Origin of the sequence: Brucella sp. H1_1004 (genome assembly GCF_047308065.1) — a bacterium.
Lineage (GTDB): Bacteria > Pseudomonadota > Alphaproteobacteria > Rhizobiales > Rhizobiaceae > Brucella > Brucella pseudogrignonensis_B.
The window spans coordinates 310,040-329,150 of sequence record NZ_JAYKZA010000002.1; the positions used below are offsets into that span (position 1 = coordinate 310,040).

The window sequence follows — 19,111 nt, forward strand, 5'->3', positions numbered from 1 at the left end:
TGTTACTCCCAGCCCTCAAAGAAATCTGGACCCGCTTCCGCGCGCACGCGCTTGGCGGCATCCGATCCAAGCTCGGCTGCATCGGACGCCAAACCTTCAGCCGTCACTTCATGCGCCTCACGACCATCCGGCGTCAGGATCATCCCACGAAATGAAATCGTGTCACCATTCACAATCGCAAGACCGGCAATCGGCGTGCGGCAAGAGCCGTCAAGCGTCGCAAGGAATGCACGTTCACAGGCCAGCGCCACATGCGTGTCATGATGCGCCAATGGCTTTAACAGTGCATCGATTTTTTCATCGCCAATACGGGTTTCAATCCCGATTGCACCCTGTCCCGGCGCTGGCAAAAACACCGACGGATCGAGCAAATCGGTGATAACATCTGCCAGATCAAGCCGTCGCAAACCGGCACACGCAAGAAATGTTCCATCCACTTCGCCTTCTTCGAGTTTACGCAGACGTGTCTGGACATTGCCACGGAACATCACCACGTGAAGATCAGGCCGCAGACGCTTGATCATTGCCTGACGGCGCAACGAGGATGAGCCAACCACAGCCCCCTGCGGCAGATCAAGAAAACGCTTGGAGGTGCGACCGACAAAAGCATCACGCGGATCTTCGCGCTCTAGGAATGCGGAAAGATGAAGACCTTCCGGCAGAACAGTCGGCATATCCTTGGTGGAATGCACAGCCAGATCAATGCGGCCATCTTTCAGCGCTGCTTCGATCTCTTCGGTAAACAGCCCCTTGCCACCAACCTGCGACAGCGGGCGATCCTGGATACGATCTCCGGCAGTGGACATGGGCACGATTTCGATCGCATCTTCATTGAAGCCATGCGCGGCAATCAGACGGGAGCGCGTTTCATAGGCCTGCGCGAGCGCAAGCTTGCTGCCCCTTGTACCGATCTTCAAGCTGCCAATCTTCAAGGATGCTGTTTGCATATCGCGCCGTCCATGATACCGGGTTTCCGGGAAATATTATGTAAAGTTATGAGACAGGCAGGGTCTAACCGCAAATGCGCGTTCTTGGAATAGAAACAAGTTGCGACGAAACAGCCGCCGCCATCGTTGAACGCGACGATAGCGGCAAAGGGCATATTTTGTCCAATGTGGTGCTCAGCCAGATCGCCGAACACGAACCTTACGGCGGCGTGGTGCCGGAAATTGCCGCCCGCGCCCATGTTGAAGCGCTCGACCGGCTGGTGGAACGTGCGCTGAAAGACGCCAATGTGCCGCTCGATGATGTGGACGCGATTGCCGCGACCGCCGGTCCCGGGCTTATCGGCGGTCTTATCGTCGGCCTGATGACTGCTAAGGCGATGGCCATGGCTGCGAACAAGCCGTTTTATGCGGTCAATCATCTGGAAGGCCACGCGCTCACAGCACGACTGACCGACAACCTCCCATTTCCGTATCTGCTGCTGCTGGTATCCGGCGGTCATACGCAGATGGTTCTTGTGCGTGGTCTTGGTGATTATGAACGCCTTGGCACGACAATCGACGATGCTCTGGGGGAGGCTTTCGACAAGACTGCCAAGCTGCTTGGTCTGCCTTATCCGGGTGGTCCGGCTGTTGAACGCATGGCGCTAACGGGCGACCCGAAAAGGTTCCCGCTGCCACGCCCACTTAAGGGTGAAGCCCGGCTCGATTTCTCATTCTCTGGCCTCAAGACGGCTGTGCGCCAGACCGCAACAGAACTTAGCCCTCTTTCTGATCAGGATGTAGCTGACATCTGCGCATCGTTTCAGGATGCGGTTGCCGATACGTTGTCAGATCGTGTGAAGCGCTCGCTCGAGCGGTTCAAGGATGAGTTCCCGGATTGCGAAACACCGTCGCTCATCGTTGCAGGTGGTGTTGCAGCCAACAAAACCTTGCGGGCCGCGCTGGAGAAGCTTTGCGAAAAGCATGGTTTCAGCTTCATCGCACCGCCGCTCAATCTCTGCACCGATAATGCAGCAATGATTGCATGGGCAGGTGCCGAGCGGGCTGCAACCCAAGGCCCTGATTCGCTCAATCTTGCTCCGCGTTCACGCTGGCCGCTTGATGAAAAATCAGCGCCCATGTTCGGCACCGGACGACGGGGAGCAAAGGCATGAGCGAACGCGCTAAAATCGCCGTTCTGGGTGGCGGCGCGTGGGGAACAGCCCTTGCAGCCATGGCAGCCATCAACGGTCACGACGCATGGCTTTATGCACGCGATGCGCAAACCGTTGCTCATATAAACGACCAGCGCCGCAATCCCTCCTATCTCGGCGAGATCGAATTGCCCGCAGGAATTCGCGCCAGCACGGATGCCAAGGCTGTCCTTGAAAAGGCCGATGCGGTTCTCGTCGTTATTCCAGCACAGGCAATGCGCAAAGGACTGATGGAACTAAGCGCGCATATTCCGCAATCCGCACCCGTCATTCTTTGCGCCAAAGGCATCGAGCGCGAGACAGGACGCCTCATGTCAGAAGTGGTGTCTGAAGTGCTTCCACACCATACAATCAGCGCGCTGTCCGGCCCAAGTTTCGCAACCGACGTAGCACGCGGTCTGCCAACGGCAGTCACCATTGCCTGTGAAGACGCAGCCATTGCCGATCAGCTTGCAGCGATGCTCTCCGGGCCAGCCTTCCGCTGCTATTCGACCACCGATCTCAAAGGCGTTGAAATCGGCGGCGCTCTGAAAAACGTGCTGGCGCTTGCAGCAGGGGCTGCCATCGGGCGCGGCTATGGTGCCAGCGCGCAAGCAGCCCTTGTCACGCGCGGCTTTGCCGAACTGCGCCGTGTTGCGCAGGCCATGGGCGCAAAGCCAGAAACCATTATGGGCCTTTCCGGACTTGGCGATCTGATGCTGACCTGCTCATCATCGCAATCGCGCAACTATTCCTACGGGCTGGCAATCGGTCGTAGCGAAGATCTCACCAACCGCCCGCTGGCGGAAGGTGTGGCGACCGCTCCGATAGCTGCCGAACTTTGCAGACAACATGACGTGCCAGCACCAATCATTTCGGCAGTCGCTGCACTTCTTGCAGGAAAAATCACGATTGATGAAGCCGTTACCGCGCTTTTAAACCGACCACTCAAGACTGAGGATTAAAGCATGATCCCGAAAAGGGCGTAGCGGTTTTCAGATAAGATCATGCTCAAACAAAATGCATGATCCCGAAAAGTGGGAAGCCAATTTCGGATAAGATCATTCATAAACAAAAAGGTTAGAATAACATGCTTTTTGCTCTTCTGTGCAACGACAAGCCTGATCATCTGCAAGTGCGCCTTGATACGCGTCCGGCCCATCTCGACTATCTCAAATCGCTGGGTGATGTGCTGAAATTCGCAGGCCCATTCCTTGGTGAAGATGGCAAGCCAAATGGCAGCCTCGTCGTTGTGGAAGCCGCCGATAAGGCAACAGCTGAAAAGATCGGCGCGAATGATCCTTACGCACTGGCTGGCCTTTTTGCTGATGTGACCGTGCGCCCATGGAACTGGGCGATCAACAATCCAGCAAACGCATAAGGGCAGGTCATGGCTTACTGGCTGTTCAAGTCTGAACCATTCAAATGGTCATGGGAAATGCAAAAAGCCCGTGGCGAACAAGGCGAACAGTGGGACGGCGTGCGCAACTATCTGGCACGCAACAACATGCGCGCCATGAAGATCGGCGACAAAGGCTTTTTCTACCATTCCAACGAAGGTCTGGAAGTGGTCGGCATTGTCGAGGTCTGTGCGCTTTCGCATCCTGACAGCACCACAGACGATCCGCGTTGGGATTGCGTGGACATAAAGGCTGTTCGCGATATGCCGAAGCCGGTGACGCTCAAAGATGTGAAAGCCAATCCGAAACTCGAAAAGATGGCGCTCGTCACATCCATGCGCCTTTCGGTGCAGCCGGTAACGGAAGACGAGTGGATTGAAGTCTGCCGCATGGGCGGACTGGACGCGAACAGAATCTGATGCTTAATCCGGCACATAAGGCGACGCGCGATTTCATACTGGCCAATACAGGATTGCAAGCGCCGCCGCATGTGCCGGAAATCAATCTCTATCTGGCCGATGAAGCCCACGACCTCTGGCATAAAACCGAGGAAGAACTGGCAACCATCGGCCTGCCGCCGCCTTTCTGGGCCTTTGCCTGGGCGGGTGGTCAGGGCGTAGCACGCTATATTCTCGATCACCCGGAAATGGTCTTCGGCAAAACTGTACTGGATTTCGCTTCCGGCTCAGGTCTGGTTGCAATTGCAGCTATGAAAGCGGGCGCAGACAACGTGCTTGCTTCCGATATTGATCCATTTGCGCTGCCAGCTATCGAAATCAACGCGGCTGCAAACAGTGTTACCATCACCCCGACACTCACCGATCTGATCAATCAGGATCATGGATGGGAAGTGGTGCTTGCCGGCGATGTGTTCTACGAAAAGCCGCTCGCAGATCGTCTGATCCCATGGTTTGCAAAGCTTGCCGCTCGCGGTGCCCACATCATCGTCGGTGATCCGGGCCGCGCCTATCTGCCCAAAAACCGGCTTGAGCAGCTTGCCGTTTATACAGTGCCTGTCACACGAGCGCTTGAGGATGCTGAAGTCAAACGCACGACAGTCTGGGGATTCATATAACGCTTGTCTTTATCCCAAAACTGGTTCCCACTTTTGGGCGACAAGCTTGTCTAAGCAAACCGTTTGGCTCCAGCCACGCAGAGCACCACCACACCGGCAGTCAGCACCATACCCATACTAACCGGTTCACCGGCAATCGATGCGGCCAGCATCAGGCCAAAGAATGGCTGTAACAATTGCAGTTGGCCAACGGCTGCCGCACCGCCTTGCGCAAGCCCGCGATACCAGAAGAAAAAGCCGATCAGCATCGAGAATAGCGTCACATAGGCAAGTCCACCCCATGCCATGGCGCCGATGCCAGCCCATGTCTCAGGGCGTGTGAGAATGCTGAGCGGCAACATCACCGGCAGCGAGAAGACCAGCGCCCAGCAGATCACCTGCCAGCCACCTAGTCTGCGCGAAAGGCTCGCACCTTCTGCATAACCAAGCCCACAGGCAATGATCGCGCCGAGCATCAGCACATCGCCCAGTAACGTGGACTGAGAACCCTGCCCGTAAGCATAAGACGCAACAATAGCGCTACCCGCCACAGAGAACAGCCAGAACAGTGGGCGCGGGCTTTCACCGCCACGCAAAACAGCAAATACGGCTGTCGCCAAAGGCAGCAGGCCAATAAACACAATTGCATGGGCAGAGGTCATGTGTTGCAGTGCAATGCCTGTCAGCAATGGAAAACCCACCACCACACCAAGCGCCACAACAATCAGCGAAACAACGTCATTTCGGCTGGGAAATGGCGCGCGGAAGGCGAGCAGCAGCGCAAGGCCCAGCAGCCCCGCAATCGACGCGCGCGTCATCGTTAAAAACGTCGGGTCTATATCGATCACCGCCAGACGTGTTGCGGGTAACGACCCACTAAAAATAAGAACACCGATAAATCCGTTAATCCAACCCGCAGTCTTGTTCATAAGTCTTTTCGATCTGTTGCAGTTTCATGGAGATGATTCTGGCAAAGTGTCGTGAATTCGGCAAATTAAGCAGAGACAGTTTCCATACAATTTTGCTAAACTGTACTGATACGAAGGATGGTACAGATGATTTCAACAGGCCTGTTACGCAGTCTTGAAGCAGTGGAAGCCGCATATCTCGCTGGCAACAGCGAAGAGAAAACGACTGCTGAAAAAATCTCGCTCGTTGACAAAGTCATGACGATTATTCGTGAGCGCATTGCCGCTATGAGCCTAGCACCCGGAGCACGTCTGCCATCAATCCGTCGTCTGGCCGAAACCATGAATGTCTCGAAATCCACTGTGGTTGAAGCCTATGATCGGCTGGTAGCGGAAGGCGTTATTCAATCGCGCCGGGGTGCAGGGTTTTATGTATCTGAGCGCGGACGCCAGCCATTTACGGTTGCTGCAACTACACCATACAAAGATCGGCAGATTGATCCTTTCTGGGTCATGCGCCAATCTCTTGAAACGGATAACGAAACCTATAAGCCCGGTTGTGGCTGGCTGCCTGATCAATGGCTGCCGCTTGAAGGCATTCGTCGCGCCATGCGCACCATCGCACGCGATGAAGACAGCAATCTCGTCGCATATGGAGAGCCGCTCGGCTTTCTTCCTCTGCGCAATCATCTGGCGCGCAAACTGTCTGAACAGGGCATTGATATGTCCGGTGGCGATATCTTGCTGACCGATTCAGGCACACATGCTATCGATCTCATCTGCCGCTTTCTGCTGCAGCCCGGCGACACCGTGCTGGTCGACGACCCCTGCTATTTCAACTTTCAGGCTTCGCTTCTTTCACATCGCGTCAAACTGATCGGCATCCCCTACACGCATACAGGCCCCGATCTGGAGGCCTTTGCAAAGGCCGCTGAAGAACAAGCGCCAAAGCTGTATATTTCCAATGCTGGGCTGCACAATCCGACGGGCGGCATCATGACGCCCGCCACAGCACACCGTTTGCTGAAGCTTGCCGAAATCCACGACATAAAGCTTGTAGAAGACAATATCTTTGGCGATTTTCATCCGTCACCAGCACCGCTTCTTGCCGAGCTTGATGGCTTTGACCGGGTGCTCCATATCGGTAGTTTCTCGAAGACACTCTCGGCCGCAGCGCGTGTCGGCTATATCGCAGGTCGTCGTGACTGGATCGACGGAATTACTGATCTGAAACTTGCGACCTCATTCAGCAGCAACGTTCTGTCCGCCCAGATTGTGCACGCCCTGCTTACCGATGGAACCTATCGCCGCCATATCGACGGTCTGCGCGCTAAGCTCGCTGACACCATGACCATGACGGCAAACCGGCTCAAAGCAATCGGGCTGGAACTCTGGACCGAACCGCAGGGCGGCATCTTTCTATGGGCGCGCTTGCCTGAAGGCATGAATTCAGGCCAGATTGCCCGCTATGCGCTTGAGAAGGGCGTATTGTTAGCACCCGGCGACGTCTTCAGCCCATCGCGCAGTGCAACCCGCTATCTGCGTTTCAACGTCGCGCAATCACTTGAGCCTTATATCTTCACCGTTCTCAGTGATGCCATGCGCGAAGCGCCTGCCTAACCCATTAGGTCGCTTACATCGAAAACAACTTCAAGCAAAAGCAATGCAGTCAGTCTGTGTGTGAGGAATATACTCGCCCCCTGTCTTTGAGGAGAGACATCGGGAGGAATAATCGTGAATGCACACCCAACAGGGATGATGGCCAGTCCGCGTCCTGAAGACGAAAAACTATCCGTCGCCGCCAATCTTGCCTATGGATTTCAGCATGTTCTAACCATGTATGGCGGCATTGTCGCCGTGCCGCTGATTATCGGTCAGGCGGCAGGCTTGAGCGCCAGCGAGATCGGTTTGCTGATTACCGCGTCGCTTTTTGCCGGTGGCGTCGCAACCGTCCTGCAAACCATCGGCATTCCATTTTTTGGCTGCCAGCTTCCGCTGGTGCAGGGCGTATCATTCGCTGGTGTTGCGACGATGGTTGCCATTGTCACCTCTGCCGAAACCGGCGAGGCAGGCATTCAGGTCGTGCTGGGCGCAGTGATAGCAGCAGCGCTCATAGGCTTTCTCATCACGCCAATCTTCTCACGCGTGACACGTTTTTTCCCACCCCTTGTTACAGGCATTGTGATCACCACCATCGGTCTCACTCTCATGCCGGTTGCCGCGCGCTGGGCGATGGGCGGCAACAGCAAAGCGCCCGACTTTGGCAGCATGGGTAATATTGGTCTTGCAGGTCTCACCCTGCTGATCGTGCTCTTGCTCAGCAAAATCGGCAATGCAACGATTTCACGTCTATCGATCCTGCTTGCGATGGTGATCGGAACAGGCGTTGCATGGGCGCTCGGCATGACGGATTTTACGCGTGTAGCAGAAGGCCCGGTGATGGCCCTGCCCGAAATCTTCCATTTTGGCTGGCCGATTTTCAGCATCGCAGCAACGCTGTCGATGTTCATCGTGATTGTCGTGACACTGGTCGAAACCTCTGCCGATATTCTGGCGGTCGGTGAAATTCTGGGAACGAAAGTCAACTCCCGCCGTCTCGGCGATGGGCTGCGCGCCGATATGGCATCGAGCATTCTCGCACCTGTCGTCGGCTCATTCACGCAGAGTGCCTTCGCACAGAATGTCGGTCTTGTTGCTGTAACAGGTGTGAAAAGTCGCTATGTGGTTGCCACGGGCGGGCTTATCCTGATTACGCTTGGTCTTCTTCCGGTGATGGGCCGTGTGATCGCCTGTGTGCCGCCAGCCGTGCTCGGCGGTGCCGGTATCGTTCTGTTCGGAACGGTTGCCGCAAGTGGCATCCGCACACTGTCAAAAGTCGATTATCAGAACAATATCAATCTGATCATCGTGGCAACGTCGATCGGCTTCGGTATGATTCCGATTGCAGCACCCGAATTCTATCACCATTTTCCGGCATGGTTTGAGACGATCTTTCATTCGGGCATCAGCTCAGCTGCATTGATGGCAATCGTGCTCAACCTGATGTTCAACGAGTTCAAAGCTGGCAACTCAAACCAGATGTCAGTCTTTGCTGAGGGCACGGAACGCATTATTCGCCACCACCAGATCGCAGAACTACATGATGGCGATTATATCCAGAACGGTAAACTCTACGATGTTGAGGGCAATGAAGTGAAAATCGTTCCGGCGGGGGCACACTAATTACCTGAGAACACGAACAACCGTTCTATTGGTCAGATGCGGTAAGAGGCGCGCCATGTCGGCGCGCTTCAATGCTATACAGCCTTCGGTCGGCGTATAACCCGGACGCGCAAGATGAAAGAAAATCGCGCTGCCACAGCCACGTTTGCGCGGGCTGATATTCCAATCCATTACAATGCAGGCATCGTAAACGTCATCATTGCGCCACATCTTCTCATGGCTTGGCTTAAAAGGAAGATGGACCGGACGATTGTAATTGGCGTCGTTTGGCGCATCGCACCAGCCATCGAGCTTGCGCACACGCTTCAACGGCAAAGGCGTGAGAGGCCATTGCCGGGCATCGCCACGACGATATCCATAAAGCAACCGCATGGAAGAAAGTGGCGTCGCACCGTCACCTTCGCGCTTGAAAGCGCTGATTCCCCCCTTGCCAAGCGCACATTCGAGCACCAAATTGCCAGCAGCAAGCAGGCCGCGCGTTTTATGGCCGGGCTTTGCCCGTACCTCGATGACGCCAATTCCGCGGTTGTTGTGATATTTGGACAAGCCTGCCTCCGTTTTCTGCCTGCTGGTAAAGTTTGGGTGATCGCCTGAAAAGCTGCTCTGTTTTTTCACGGCTTCAACTTGTCGCCATTAAATGTCATAAAACACGAACAACTATTTGAATCAAAGAGTAACGAGGACAGGCATGACAGGTCGTACAATACTGCTCGTGGACGATGACGAAGATCTCCGCTCCATCCTCGTCGAACAGCTGGAGCTATGCGAAGAGTTCCAGATTCTTCAGGAAGACAATGCCACCAAGGGTATTCAGACAGCGCGCAACGGCATTGTTGATCTGCTGATCATGGACGTGGGTCTGCCGGATATGGACGGTCGCGAAGCAGTCAAGCTGCTCCGCAAAGGTGGATTTAAGGCTCCTATCATTATGCTGACCGGTCACGACACCGAATCGGACACGATTCTCGGTCTCGAATCAGGTGCGAATGATTACGTAACCAAGCCGTTCAAGTTCGCTGTGCTGCTTGCGCGTATCCGCGCGCAATTGCGCCAACATGAGCAAAGCGAAGACGCGACATTTATCGTTGGGCCTTACACATTCAAGCCGGGCCAGAAGCTGCTTATCGATGAGAAGGGCAGCAAGATCCGCCTGACCGAAAAAGAAGCGGCGATCATCAAGTATCTCTATCGCGCTGGCGACAAGGTCATTGGCCGCGATGTGCTTCTTGAAGAAGTTTGGGGGTATAATTCTGGTGTCACGACACACACGCTGGAAACCCATGTTTATCGTCTGCGTCAGAAAATCGAGAAGGATCCATCCAATGCATCGCTTCTGGTTACAGAAAGCGGGGGATACAAACTTGTCCCATGATGGACAGCGCATGATGCGGGTGTCATGACAAGCTATGGCGCTCGATGACGATATCCGCATTCTCAGTTTAGTCAGCCTGTTCGAGTCTTTTTCACCCGAACAGTTGCGTCTGCTCGCTTTCGGCGCAGAACGTCTTGTGCTGCGTGCTGGTCGCGAATTATTCCGCGAAGGCCAGAGTGCTGATTGCGGCTATATTGTCGTATCGGGCAATATCAGCCTGTTTCACGATACAGACGAAGGGCGGGTCACAATCCGCCCCGTCGGCCCCGGTGCCATGCTTGGCGAAATGGCTTTGATTGCCCAAACCTCCCGTATGACCGGTGCGCTGGCTGAGGAAGAAACCGAAGTCATCCGCATCAGCCGCTCAGTGTTTCGGCGCATTTTGGAAGAATATCCGGAAGCTGCAGCCTCGCTACACGCGCATATCAGAAGAAACCTGCTGCAACTGATTGCCGATATTGAAAAAGTAGCACCACACTTTGATTGATGATCGATCAACTAAAAAATAAATACTACATATTATGACAGCACGATAAACATTTTTATATGCTATATTATTATTTTCAGTAAAGAGTATTTATAATATGGGATACGTATCTTTAAAAAAATTTTGTATGCAAGATAAGCCAGAATTAAATGATATATATCAACTTATTAAAATTAATGACAAATATATCATGTACAGCCTGGGTCATAAGTTACCTGTAATAGCTGACGGATATTTTGCTTTTGTTATACCTATTGAAATACGTAATCCTCGAATAATTTGCGGTGTTCCTGTCCGGCCAGAGCCAAATAACTTAAATGATGATAAATTGATTGGTCACGGTTCGTTGGCATCAATACCTGGTACAGAAAACCCGAGAGTATATTACGCAGGAAATATTTCTCTTGAAAACGGGAAAATAATTAAATGGGATAATAAAAGCGGTCATTATAAGCCAAGTATTGATGAAATCGATTTCATACCTGACAACCTAAAAAATTTATTACCAACGGAGTATTTCGTAGGTCATACATTTATTGAAGAAAATGAAATAAAAAATATCCATTTAAAAGACTATATAGCGACATCAAATATTCCAAAATATTGTTCATCTCATAAATCAAGTGATCGCCTTTATTATCCTGTAGCGCGTGGATCTGAATCTTATGGTCTGAATCAAGGGCAAAAGCCAATAATATCTCCAAGATATCTGGCTAGAGGAATTTCCGATGATCGAATTAATCAATCGTTAGGTGAATTAAATTTCATTTCCACTGAAAATATATTTCAAAATTATTTGAACCGATACTGCTGCTTAATTTGACGAAAAGTTCCATACCTATAATTCGACAGTGGTTTTCAAGCTAAGGGCATCCAGAAACTGCTGATCATGGCTTACCAGCAACAGGCCACCCTCATAATCATTCAGTGCTGTTTCCAGTGCCTGAATTGAATCAAGATCGAGATGATTTGTCGGCTCATCCAGAATAAGCAGTTCAGGTCTGCGCGTTCCTGCAAGCACACACGCCAACGCTGCACGCAGCAATTCACCACCGCTTAAGCTACCTGCCAGACGTGACGCACTCTCACCACGAAATGAGAAGCGCGCCAAAGCCGAATGAGCATCATTATCACTGGAACCTTTGTTCAACCTGCGGAAATTCTCATAGAGCGTCGCATCTCGATCCATCAAGCTCATCTGCTGATCAAACACGGCAATAGACGCAAAGCGCTTCACCTCACCTGAAACAGGCTGCAAATCGCCCGTGATCAATCGCAACAGCGAGGTTTTGCCAGCACCATTTGCGCCGCGAATGACAATGCGTTCTGGCCCGACAATTTTCAGCGAGAAGTCCCGGATAACTGGACGCTCCGGTACTGGCCCGCCAGAAACATTGAGCATTTCCAGCATCACACGCCCGGAAGACGAAAGCGCAGCCTCAATGTTAAAGCGCATTGGCTTATTGCGTTCGACCTTAGCTTGCGCTTCACGCAACTGGTTTTGCGCGCGCTCTGCATTGCGCTCAGCAAGCAATTCACCACGACCGCCAGTCTTTTGCGCTTTATCGGCACGCGCATCCAGCAGCAGCTTGCTCATGCCCGCATCGGCGCGAGACTTTTTCCCGCGTGCATCGCTTTTTGCCTGCCGTTCGGCAGCTTCCTGCGCCTTGAGCCTGACCTGTTTCACATCGCGCTGCGCAAGCTCAAGATCACGCTGCGCCCCTTCCCGCTCTGCTTCCTTCCGCTCGTGATAGAAATCCCAGTTGCCGCCATAAAGCGTCAAAGCGCCTTGCGAAAGCTCAGCTATCGCATCCATTCCCCGCAACAATTCACGATCATGACTAACGACAACAGCAGCTCCCTGCCATTTCGCAAGCATGTCAGCGACAGCCTGACGACCATCGCGATCAAGATTGTTGGTGGGTTCATCGAGCAGAATAAGATCGGGCTTCTTAAACATTAAAGCTGCGAGTGCTGCCCGTGTCTGCTGCCCGCCGCTTAATGCTGAAAGCAGGGTTTGTGGCGCAAGCGAAAGCCCAAACAGCTGCAAAGCCTCATCAAAGCGCTGTGGCAACAGCCAATCGGCCTGCTCGAAATCAGCGTCAGTGCCCGCACCTGCTTCGATACGCGCAAGCATGTCAAAGGCAGCACCCGCCTCAAACAGATCGGCTACAGTCTGCTGACCATCACTGCCGATATTCTGCGCAAGCACACCAATCCGGCCAGTGCGCGCAACAGTTCCGCTTGCAGGCAACAACGCCCCGCTCATGATTTTCAGAAGGGTGGATTTGCCAATACCATTCCGTCCGACAAGCCCAATACGGCCTTCAGTTAAGTTGAAATTGATACAGGAAAAGAGTGTACGGCCATCAGGCGAGAGCGCGGAAATATCCTGAAGCGTGAGAAGAGAAGACATGAAGAACCCCGGAAACGTTGCAAACACTGGTCATTGAAAACAGTGCTGAACGATCCATGCTCTTATCTCCTCTTCTAAACTTCGCTCTATATAGGCTTGCGCGTTCGATTAATCCAGATTGAATGTCGCAATCACTGGTACGTGATCGGATGGACGATCCCAGCCACGCGCTTCGCGCAGAATTTGCAGGCCCTGCATATGCGCTTCCAGATCAGCCGAACCCCAAACGTGATCGAGCCTGCGGCCACGATCGGCTGCATCCCAATCCTTCGCGCGATAGCTCCACCATGTATAGATTTTCTGGTCTGCTGGAATAACCTGACGCATCAGATCGCTCCAGCCGCCTTTGACGCGAAGATCTTCAAGTGTGGTGGTCTCGATCGGTGTATGGCTGACGATTTTCAACAATTGCTTATGCGACCAGACATCGTTTTCCAGTGGCGCAATGTTGAGATCACCCACGAGGATCGACGAATTGCCATCCTGCCTGTCAGCAACAATCGCGCGCATCTCTTCAAGGAAACCAAGCTTGTGCGCAAATTTTGGATTGATTTCCGGGTCCGGCTCATCGCCACCCGCCGGCACATAGAAATTGTGAATGCGCAGTTTTTTGCCGCCTGCTTCGACGACCGCGCTTAAATGACGGCAATCGCCCATTTCGCAAAAACCGACCTTTTCAACGTCGCTCAGCGGCCGTTTTGAGATCGTTGCAACGCCGTGATAGCCCTTCTGGCCACTGATCGCGATATGCTCATAACCAAGCGCGCGGAAGCCCTTGGAAGGAAACTGATCGTCGGGACATTTTGTTTCCTGAAGGCAGAGAACATCCGGCTGATAATCGCTTAAAAACTGCTCAACCAGCGGCATACGCAGGCGAACGGAATTGATGTTCCAGGTAGCAACAGAAAATGTCATGGAAATAAGACTCACAGCCATCAGAAGATGGCCGCGAACCTAACGATTTATCCGAAAAATGCAAATATCGAGCGTAAGATTTACTGGCCCTTGCGCTTCATCGCGATGCGCTGATAGTCAATCTTGAACATGTCGTCGGTAAAGCGAACGCCACTGCGAACATTAAACACCATGATCGTTGTGTCGAGCCCCTGCGCGTCAGTGATGGTCCATTGCTTAAGGTCCATGGTCTTGGGCTCAAACATCATGGTTATTTTTGAGTTTCCAAAAGCTGATTTGTCACCAACCACCAGTGTGGTCATGTCAGGGTCTTGTTTGACGCTCTGAAGGCGACCGCCACCCAGATCAATCCGGTCAGCAAGAAGCATCCGCAAAGGCGTTGTGTTCAGCGCGTACATATCCCATGTATCGAGCTTGCGATTGTTGATGACAACCTGATTGCCATCAGAAATCACGCGGATTGGCGACTTGTCATAGTTGAAACGAATCTTGCCCGGACGTTCCAGATAAAAGGTGCCGCCTGTCTGTTCACCCTTGGGGCCGAATTGAACAAATTCACCGGTCAGCGTCCGCAATGATGAGAAATGATCTGCGATCTGCTGTGCAGCGGCAGCACCGCTTGCGCCTTGTGCATGGGCTGCCACCGGCACCAAAGCCGGAGCCACAACACCAAGACTCAATGCTCCCAATCCGAGGACGGCCACTAAGCGGCTGGCTTTCATAAAACTCGAAATACGGGAGATCATCATGAGCAAACTCTCTTTTTTCATCATTGTCTCAGAATAAACCGGCAGTTAGGCGCCAGTATGGCAGCACAAAAACCGATGAGATCCTGAGAATTAATAGTCGTCTTCTGTCGGCACAAGTATCTCGCGCTTGCCCGCATGATTGGCAGGACCGACAATGCCTTCTTCTTCCATGCGCTCAATGATTGAAGCCGCACGATTATAGCCAATGCCCAAGCGACGCTGGATATAGGACGTTGAAGCCTTCTTATCGCGCAATACCACCGCAACAGCCTGATCATAAGGATCGTCGGAGTTTTCAAGGCTGGACGTTCCAGCCGGTCCGCCGCCTTCGTCTTCTTCCTCATCCTCGGTTATCGCGTCGAGATATTCCGGCACGCCCTGAAGCTTGAGATGCTGAACAATACGCTCAACCTCGTCATCGCCCACGAATGGACCATGCACGCGCTGAATGCGACCGCCACCGGCCATGAACAGCATATCGCCCTGACCAAGCAACTGCTCAGCGCCTTGTTCACCCAGAATGGTGCGGCTATCGATCTTAGAAGTAACCTGGAAGGAAATACGGGTCGGGAAATTCGCCTTGATCGTACCCGTGATCACATCAACCGAAGGACGCTGCGTTGCCATGATCACATGGATACCCGCCGCACGCGCCATCTGCGCCAAACGCTGCACTGTGCCTTCAATATCCTTGCCCGCGACCATCATCAGATCGGCCATTTCGTCGATAATCACGACGATATATGGCATTGGTTCGAGATCAAGCTGCTCGGTTTCATAGATCGCTTCGCCCGTGTTCCGGTCAAAGCCGGTCTGCACAGTGCGCGCGATGTTCTCCCCCTTTTTCTGGGCTTCGCCAACGCGCTGATTGAAGCCGTCAATGTTGCGCACGCCAACCTTGGACATTTTGCGATAGCGGTCTTCCATCTCCCGCACAGTCCATTTGAGCGCAACCACCGCCTTCTTCGGGTCGGTCACAACAGGCGTCAGAAGATGCGGAATACCGTCATAAATCGAAAGCTCCAGCATCTTGGGATCAATCATGATCAGGCGGCATTCTTTTGGCGTCATGCGATAGACCAGCGACAGGATCATCGTGTTGATCGCAACCGATTTACCCGAACCCGTCGTACCTGCCACCAGAACATGGGGCATTTTTGCAATATCGGCGATGACCGGCTCACCATTGATGGTCTTGCCGAGTGCCAGCGCAAGCTTTGCTTTGGTTTGCTCAAAATCACGGCTCGCCAGCATTTCGCGCAAATAAACCATTTCGCGCTTCTGGTTTGGCAGTTCGATGCCGATCACATTGCGCCCCGGAACAACAGCAACACGCGCTGCAATCGCGCTCATCGAGCGGGCAATATCGTCAGCCAAGCCAATCACGCGGGACGATTTGATACCCGGAGCAGGCTCAAGCTCGTAAAGCGTAACAACAGGCCCCGGCTTCACATTGATGATCTCGCCGCGCACGCCGAAATCTTCCAGTACACCTTCCAAAAGACGCGCATTCTGTTCGAGCGCTTCCTTGGACAGCGATGCATCGCGCTGCACAAGCTTCGGTTCAGCAAGGAAATGCAAGGATGGCATTTCAAATGCGCCACCATCTTTCAGGAACGAAGACTGCGCTTCACGCTGAATGCGCGCACCGCTCTTTGGTGCTGGTGCACGTTCAGCGATCCTCGCTTTAGAACGCTGCGGCGGTGCATCGTGCCACTCTTCACCGGCAAGCGGCATATCATCGCCATCACCATCCATATCAAATGGCGGTTCTTGCGAAGATGCGCCTCCAAAGCCCGGCTCATGGCGGGCACTGCCACGCGCTTCCGCACTGCGGCGTACCTGACGCATATCGCCATATTCATCTTCGCGCGGCTTGCGGCGGTTCATTCCGGTCAGACGTTTGAAAGTTGCAGTTGCGCTGTAAATTGTGTGGGTAAGAGAACCAACAAACGCAGAGAGGCCACCAGAAGTTGCTTCATCGTCTGCATCTTCATAATCCGAATAGTCATCTTCAGTCGATGCGCCGCGTTCGCTCGCACCATCAGCCGCGGCGTTGCCTCGTCCGATGATCCCGCTTGCAAACAAGCACAGCCAAAGCGCCGGGAAAGCCAGAACCAGCGCAATGCCCGAAGCAATTGCGCCTTGCGGGAAGGAACCTAAAAAGATGCCGGGGATGCGCAGAACCAGATCACCGAAAACACCGCCGAGACCAATCGGCATCGGCCAGCTTTCGGGAACTGCAAAGCAGCTTGCAATGGCTGCAAACAGCAAAGCCGCGCCAAACCAAGCGATGCTGCGCTTTGCGATCCGGCCAATGCCACCGCGCGTCATCATCAGCAGCGACCAGACTGCAAGCGGCAAAAGTGCAGGAACACTGGCAAGGCCGAAGAACTGCATGGCAATATCGGAGAAGACCGCACCCGGATAGCCAAGCGCGTTGGTGACGGGATTATCCGTGGCGTGGCTGAGGCTGGGATCAGCCACATTCCATGTCGCAAGCGCGCCAACAGCCATCGCTGCCAGCGAAAGCAGCGCCAACCCAAAGAGGATATAGAACTGCCTGCGGAAGATATTGACCAGCCGCAGTCTATCTTCCGAAATCCGCTCGTCACGCAGCGGGTATGAGGGCGAATATCCTTGCCGCATAAAGCCTGTCCCGAACTATGGTTTGTTGCCCTCAGGCTTAAATGGCCCTGGGCGCAATGAATCGGGACGATCCTAGCCTTGCGATGGTTAATTCCTCATTAACCATGCAGTGTCCTGCACAGGCAAATAACGCTGAACGTGAAAAAGGCGCGGTTTCCCGCGCCTTTTTCTTCTTGAGACAACCCTGTTCTACTGAACAGACTCGCCGTGCAACGCGATGTCGAGACCTTCCATTTCTTCCTGCTTTGTCGGGCGCAAACCCATGATGGCCTTGATCACATAAAGGATGATGGCTGTCGCAACTGCGGTGTAAACAATCGTAACTGCCGCACCGAAGAACTGCTTGCCCATGGTTGCACCTTCACCAGCAGCATTGATGGCTACATCGGCAAAGAAGCCAGTCAGGATCGCGCCAACAAAGCCGCCAACACCGTGTACACCGAAGGCATCGAGCGAGTCGTCATAGCCAAGTGCGTGCTTGAGCTTAACCGCTGCCACGTAGCAGATAAGGCCTGCAATGATACCGATGATCAGTGCGCCCGTTGGGTTGACGAAACCAGCGGCAGGCGTAACGGCAACGAGACCTGCAACCGCACCCGAGATGATGCCAAGAACGCTTGGCTTACCGGCGATTGCCCATTCAGCAAACATCCAGGCAAGCGCTGCACCAGCGGTCGCAACCTGTGTGTTAAGCATGGCGACAGCAGCAAGCGAATTGGCACCAGCAGCCGAACCAGCGTTGAAGCCGAACCAGCCCACCCACAGAAGAGCAGCACCAATGACCGAGAGAACGAGGTTGTGCGGTGCCATGTTGATGTGGCCGTAACCATCGCGCTTGCCAATGATAAGGGCTGCAACAAGACCAGCAACACCAGCATTGATGTGAACAACCGTACCACCAGCAAAGTCGAGAACACCGTCAGAACCGAGGAAGCCGCCGCCCCATACCCAATGCGCCACCGGCACATAGACGATGAACAGCCACAGAACCATGAAAACGAGCATGGATGAAAATTTCATGCGTTCAGCAAACGAACCTGCAATCAGCGCAGGCGTGATAACCGCAAAGGTCATCTGAAACACGATGAAGAGATATTCAGGAATGGTTCCGGTGAGCGATTCCATCGTCACGCCCGACAGGAATGCCTTATCGAAACCGCCGATATAGGCGTTCATCGAACCGCCATCGGTGAAAGCAAGCGAGTAGCCAAAGAACATCCACAAGACCGACATAAGGCAGGTGATGGCGAAGCTCTGCATCACAGTGGAAAGCACATTTTTCTTGCGAACCATACCGCCGTAGAAAAGTGCGAGACCAGGAATGGTCATCATCAGCACGAGCGCGGTTGAAGTCAGCATCCAGGCGGTGTCGCCCGTATCAAGGGTCGGGGTCGCTTCGGCTGCATCCTGTGCAAAAGCTGTTCCAGCTAATACGAGCAGCGCAGGAAGGGTGGCAAATGCCGTCTGCTTGAATCTTTCAGTTATGAGCATCGAGTATCTCCGTCGAATGGCGGCTTCAAACGCGTCTGCGCTGAAAAGACCGGTTCGAACTAAGAGAAACAAAAATCGTGCCAGTTACCGACCACCACTCCATAGAAATGCAATTTTTCTGATGTCTCATGCTCAATGATGTCTCAAAACTATCAGTTGGACGCTATATTTTCGCCCAAAATGCGGGCTTTTCGGTAAACTCGATAAAAGGTGAAAGCACCGAAAAATCTTTCGATGAGAAAATAAAAGCGGTCTCGCCCGGATGGGCAAAACCGCTTTAAGTGATTCATCGGATTCAATTTTTAGCCGTAGAGTTCATTTTACGCCAA

18 protein-coding genes are annotated in these 19,111 nt (G+C 53.3%); 10 read left to right on the forward strand and 8 right to left on the reverse strand.

Annotated features, from left to right (window positions below; genetic code table 11):
- Positions 1-2: 2 nt before the first annotated feature.
- Complete coding sequence (gene hemC / locus U2P60_RS08725; RefSeq protein WP_413572238.1) at positions 3-947, reverse strand: hydroxymethylbilane synthase; 945 nt, start codon at positions 945-947, stop codon at positions 3-5.
- 74 nt (positions 948-1,021) lie between these two features.
- Between hemC and tsaD the strand changes: the two genes are divergently transcribed.
- The 5 genes from tsaD (at position 1,022) to U2P60_RS08750 (ending at position 4,594) form a co-directional block, all read left to right on the forward strand.
- Positions 1,022-2,101, forward strand: a complete 1,080-nt coding sequence (gene tsaD / locus U2P60_RS08730; RefSeq protein ID WP_413572239.1) for a tRNA (adenosine(37)-N6)-threonylcarbamoyltransferase complex transferase subunit TsaD — start codon at positions 1,022-1,024, stop codon at positions 2,099-2,101.
- Positions 2,098-3,084, forward strand: a complete 987-nt coding sequence (locus tag U2P60_RS08735; protein ID WP_413572240.1) for an NAD(P)H-dependent glycerol-3-phosphate dehydrogenase — start codon at positions 2,098-2,100, stop codon at positions 3,082-3,084. Before tsaD ends, U2P60_RS08735 begins: the two co-directional genes overlap by 4 nt.
- Before the next feature lie 125 nt (positions 3,085-3,209).
- Positions 3,210-3,500: a YciI-like protein gene (locus tag U2P60_RS08740; RefSeq protein WP_313827395.1), complete on the forward strand. Its 291-nt coding sequence runs from the start codon at positions 3,210-3,212 to the stop codon at positions 3,498-3,500.
- A 9-nt stretch (positions 3,501-3,509) separates the two neighbouring features.
- On the forward strand, positions 3,510-3,938 hold the full coding sequence (locus U2P60_RS08745) for an EVE domain-containing protein (protein ID WP_413572242.1): 429 nt from the start codon (positions 3,510-3,512) through the stop codon (positions 3,936-3,938).
- Positions 3,938-4,594 carry a class I SAM-dependent methyltransferase gene (locus U2P60_RS08750; protein WP_413572243.1) on the forward strand — a complete coding sequence of 219 codons (657 nt, stop codon included), beginning with the start codon at positions 3,938-3,940 and terminating at the stop codon, positions 4,592-4,594. The genes U2P60_RS08745 and U2P60_RS08750 overlap by 1 nt, the downstream gene beginning before the upstream one ends.
- A gap of 50 nt (positions 4,595-4,644) precedes the next feature.
- On the opposite strand, the gene U2P60_RS08755 is transcribed toward U2P60_RS08750, so the two are convergent.
- On the reverse strand, positions 4,645-5,502 hold the full coding sequence (locus U2P60_RS08755; RefSeq protein WP_313827399.1) for a DMT family transporter: 858 nt from the start codon (positions 5,500-5,502) through the stop codon (positions 4,645-4,647).
- Between the two features lie 126 nt (positions 5,503-5,628).
- Between U2P60_RS08755 and U2P60_RS08760 the strand changes: the two genes are divergently transcribed.
- Entirely contained in the window at positions 5,629-7,101 is a 1,473-nt protein-coding gene (locus tag U2P60_RS08760; protein WP_413572244.1) for a PLP-dependent aminotransferase family protein, read from the forward strand.
- A 135-nt stretch (positions 7,102-7,236) separates the two neighbouring features.
- Entirely contained in the window at positions 7,237-8,703 is a 1,467-nt protein-coding gene (locus U2P60_RS08765) for a nucleobase:cation symporter-2 family protein (RefSeq protein ID WP_413573733.1), read from the forward strand.
- On the opposite strand, the gene U2P60_RS08770 is transcribed toward U2P60_RS08765, so the two are convergent.
- Positions 8,704-9,249 (reverse strand): L,D-transpeptidase family protein, encoded by a 546-nt coding sequence (locus U2P60_RS08770; protein WP_413572245.1) that lies wholly within the window; start codon positions 9,247-9,249, stop codon positions 8,704-8,706.
- A gap of 142 nt (positions 9,250-9,391) precedes the next feature.
- Here U2P60_RS08770 and U2P60_RS08775 point away from each other — a divergent pair, with 142 nt between their 5' ends.
- From U2P60_RS08775 to U2P60_RS08785, 3 genes are all read left to right on the forward strand, one after another.
- On the forward strand, positions 9,392-10,075 hold the full coding sequence (locus tag U2P60_RS08775) for a response regulator transcription factor (protein WP_413572246.1): 684 nt from the start codon (positions 9,392-9,394) through the stop codon (positions 10,073-10,075).
- A gap of 34 nt (positions 10,076-10,109) precedes the next feature.
- Entirely contained in the window at positions 10,110-10,562 is a 453-nt protein-coding gene (locus tag U2P60_RS08780) for a cyclic nucleotide-binding domain-containing protein (RefSeq protein ID WP_413572247.1), read from the forward strand.
- A gap of 97 nt (positions 10,563-10,659) precedes the next feature.
- Positions 10,660-11,385, forward strand: coding sequence for a hypothetical protein (locus tag U2P60_RS08785; RefSeq protein WP_413572248.1), 726 nt, complete (start codon positions 10,660-10,662; stop codon positions 11,383-11,385).
- A 15-nt stretch (positions 11,386-11,400) separates the two neighbouring features.
- Here U2P60_RS08785 and U2P60_RS08790 read toward each other — a convergent pair whose 3' ends face one another.
- The 5 genes from U2P60_RS08790 to U2P60_RS08810 all read right to left on the reverse strand — a co-directional run bounded on the left by U2P60_RS08790 (position 11,401) and on the right by U2P60_RS08810 (position 18,782).
- Positions 11,401-12,978 (reverse strand): ABC-F family ATP-binding cassette domain-containing protein, encoded by a 1,578-nt coding sequence (locus U2P60_RS08790; protein WP_413572249.1) that lies wholly within the window; start codon positions 12,976-12,978, stop codon positions 11,401-11,403.
- 108 nt (positions 12,979-13,086) lie between these two features.
- Positions 13,087-13,893 carry an exodeoxyribonuclease III gene (locus tag U2P60_RS08795; RefSeq protein WP_413573734.1) on the reverse strand — a complete coding sequence of 269 codons (807 nt, stop codon included), beginning with the start codon at positions 13,891-13,893 and terminating at the stop codon, positions 13,087-13,089.
- Between the two features lie 80 nt (positions 13,894-13,973).
- Entirely contained in the window at positions 13,974-14,642 is a 669-nt protein-coding gene (locus U2P60_RS08800; protein ID WP_313827405.1) for an outer membrane lipoprotein carrier protein LolA, read from the reverse strand.
- Positions 14,643-14,732: 90 nt separating this feature from the next.
- Positions 14,733-17,291 (reverse strand): DNA translocase FtsK, encoded by a 2,559-nt coding sequence (locus U2P60_RS08805; RefSeq protein WP_413572250.1) that lies wholly within the window; start codon positions 17,289-17,291, stop codon positions 14,733-14,735.
- A gap of 189 nt (positions 17,292-17,480) precedes the next feature.
- Positions 17,481-18,782 (reverse strand): ammonium transporter, encoded by a 1,302-nt coding sequence (locus tag U2P60_RS08810; RefSeq protein WP_413572251.1) that lies wholly within the window; start codon positions 18,780-18,782, stop codon positions 17,481-17,483.
- Positions 18,783-19,111: the final 329 nt, after the last annotated feature.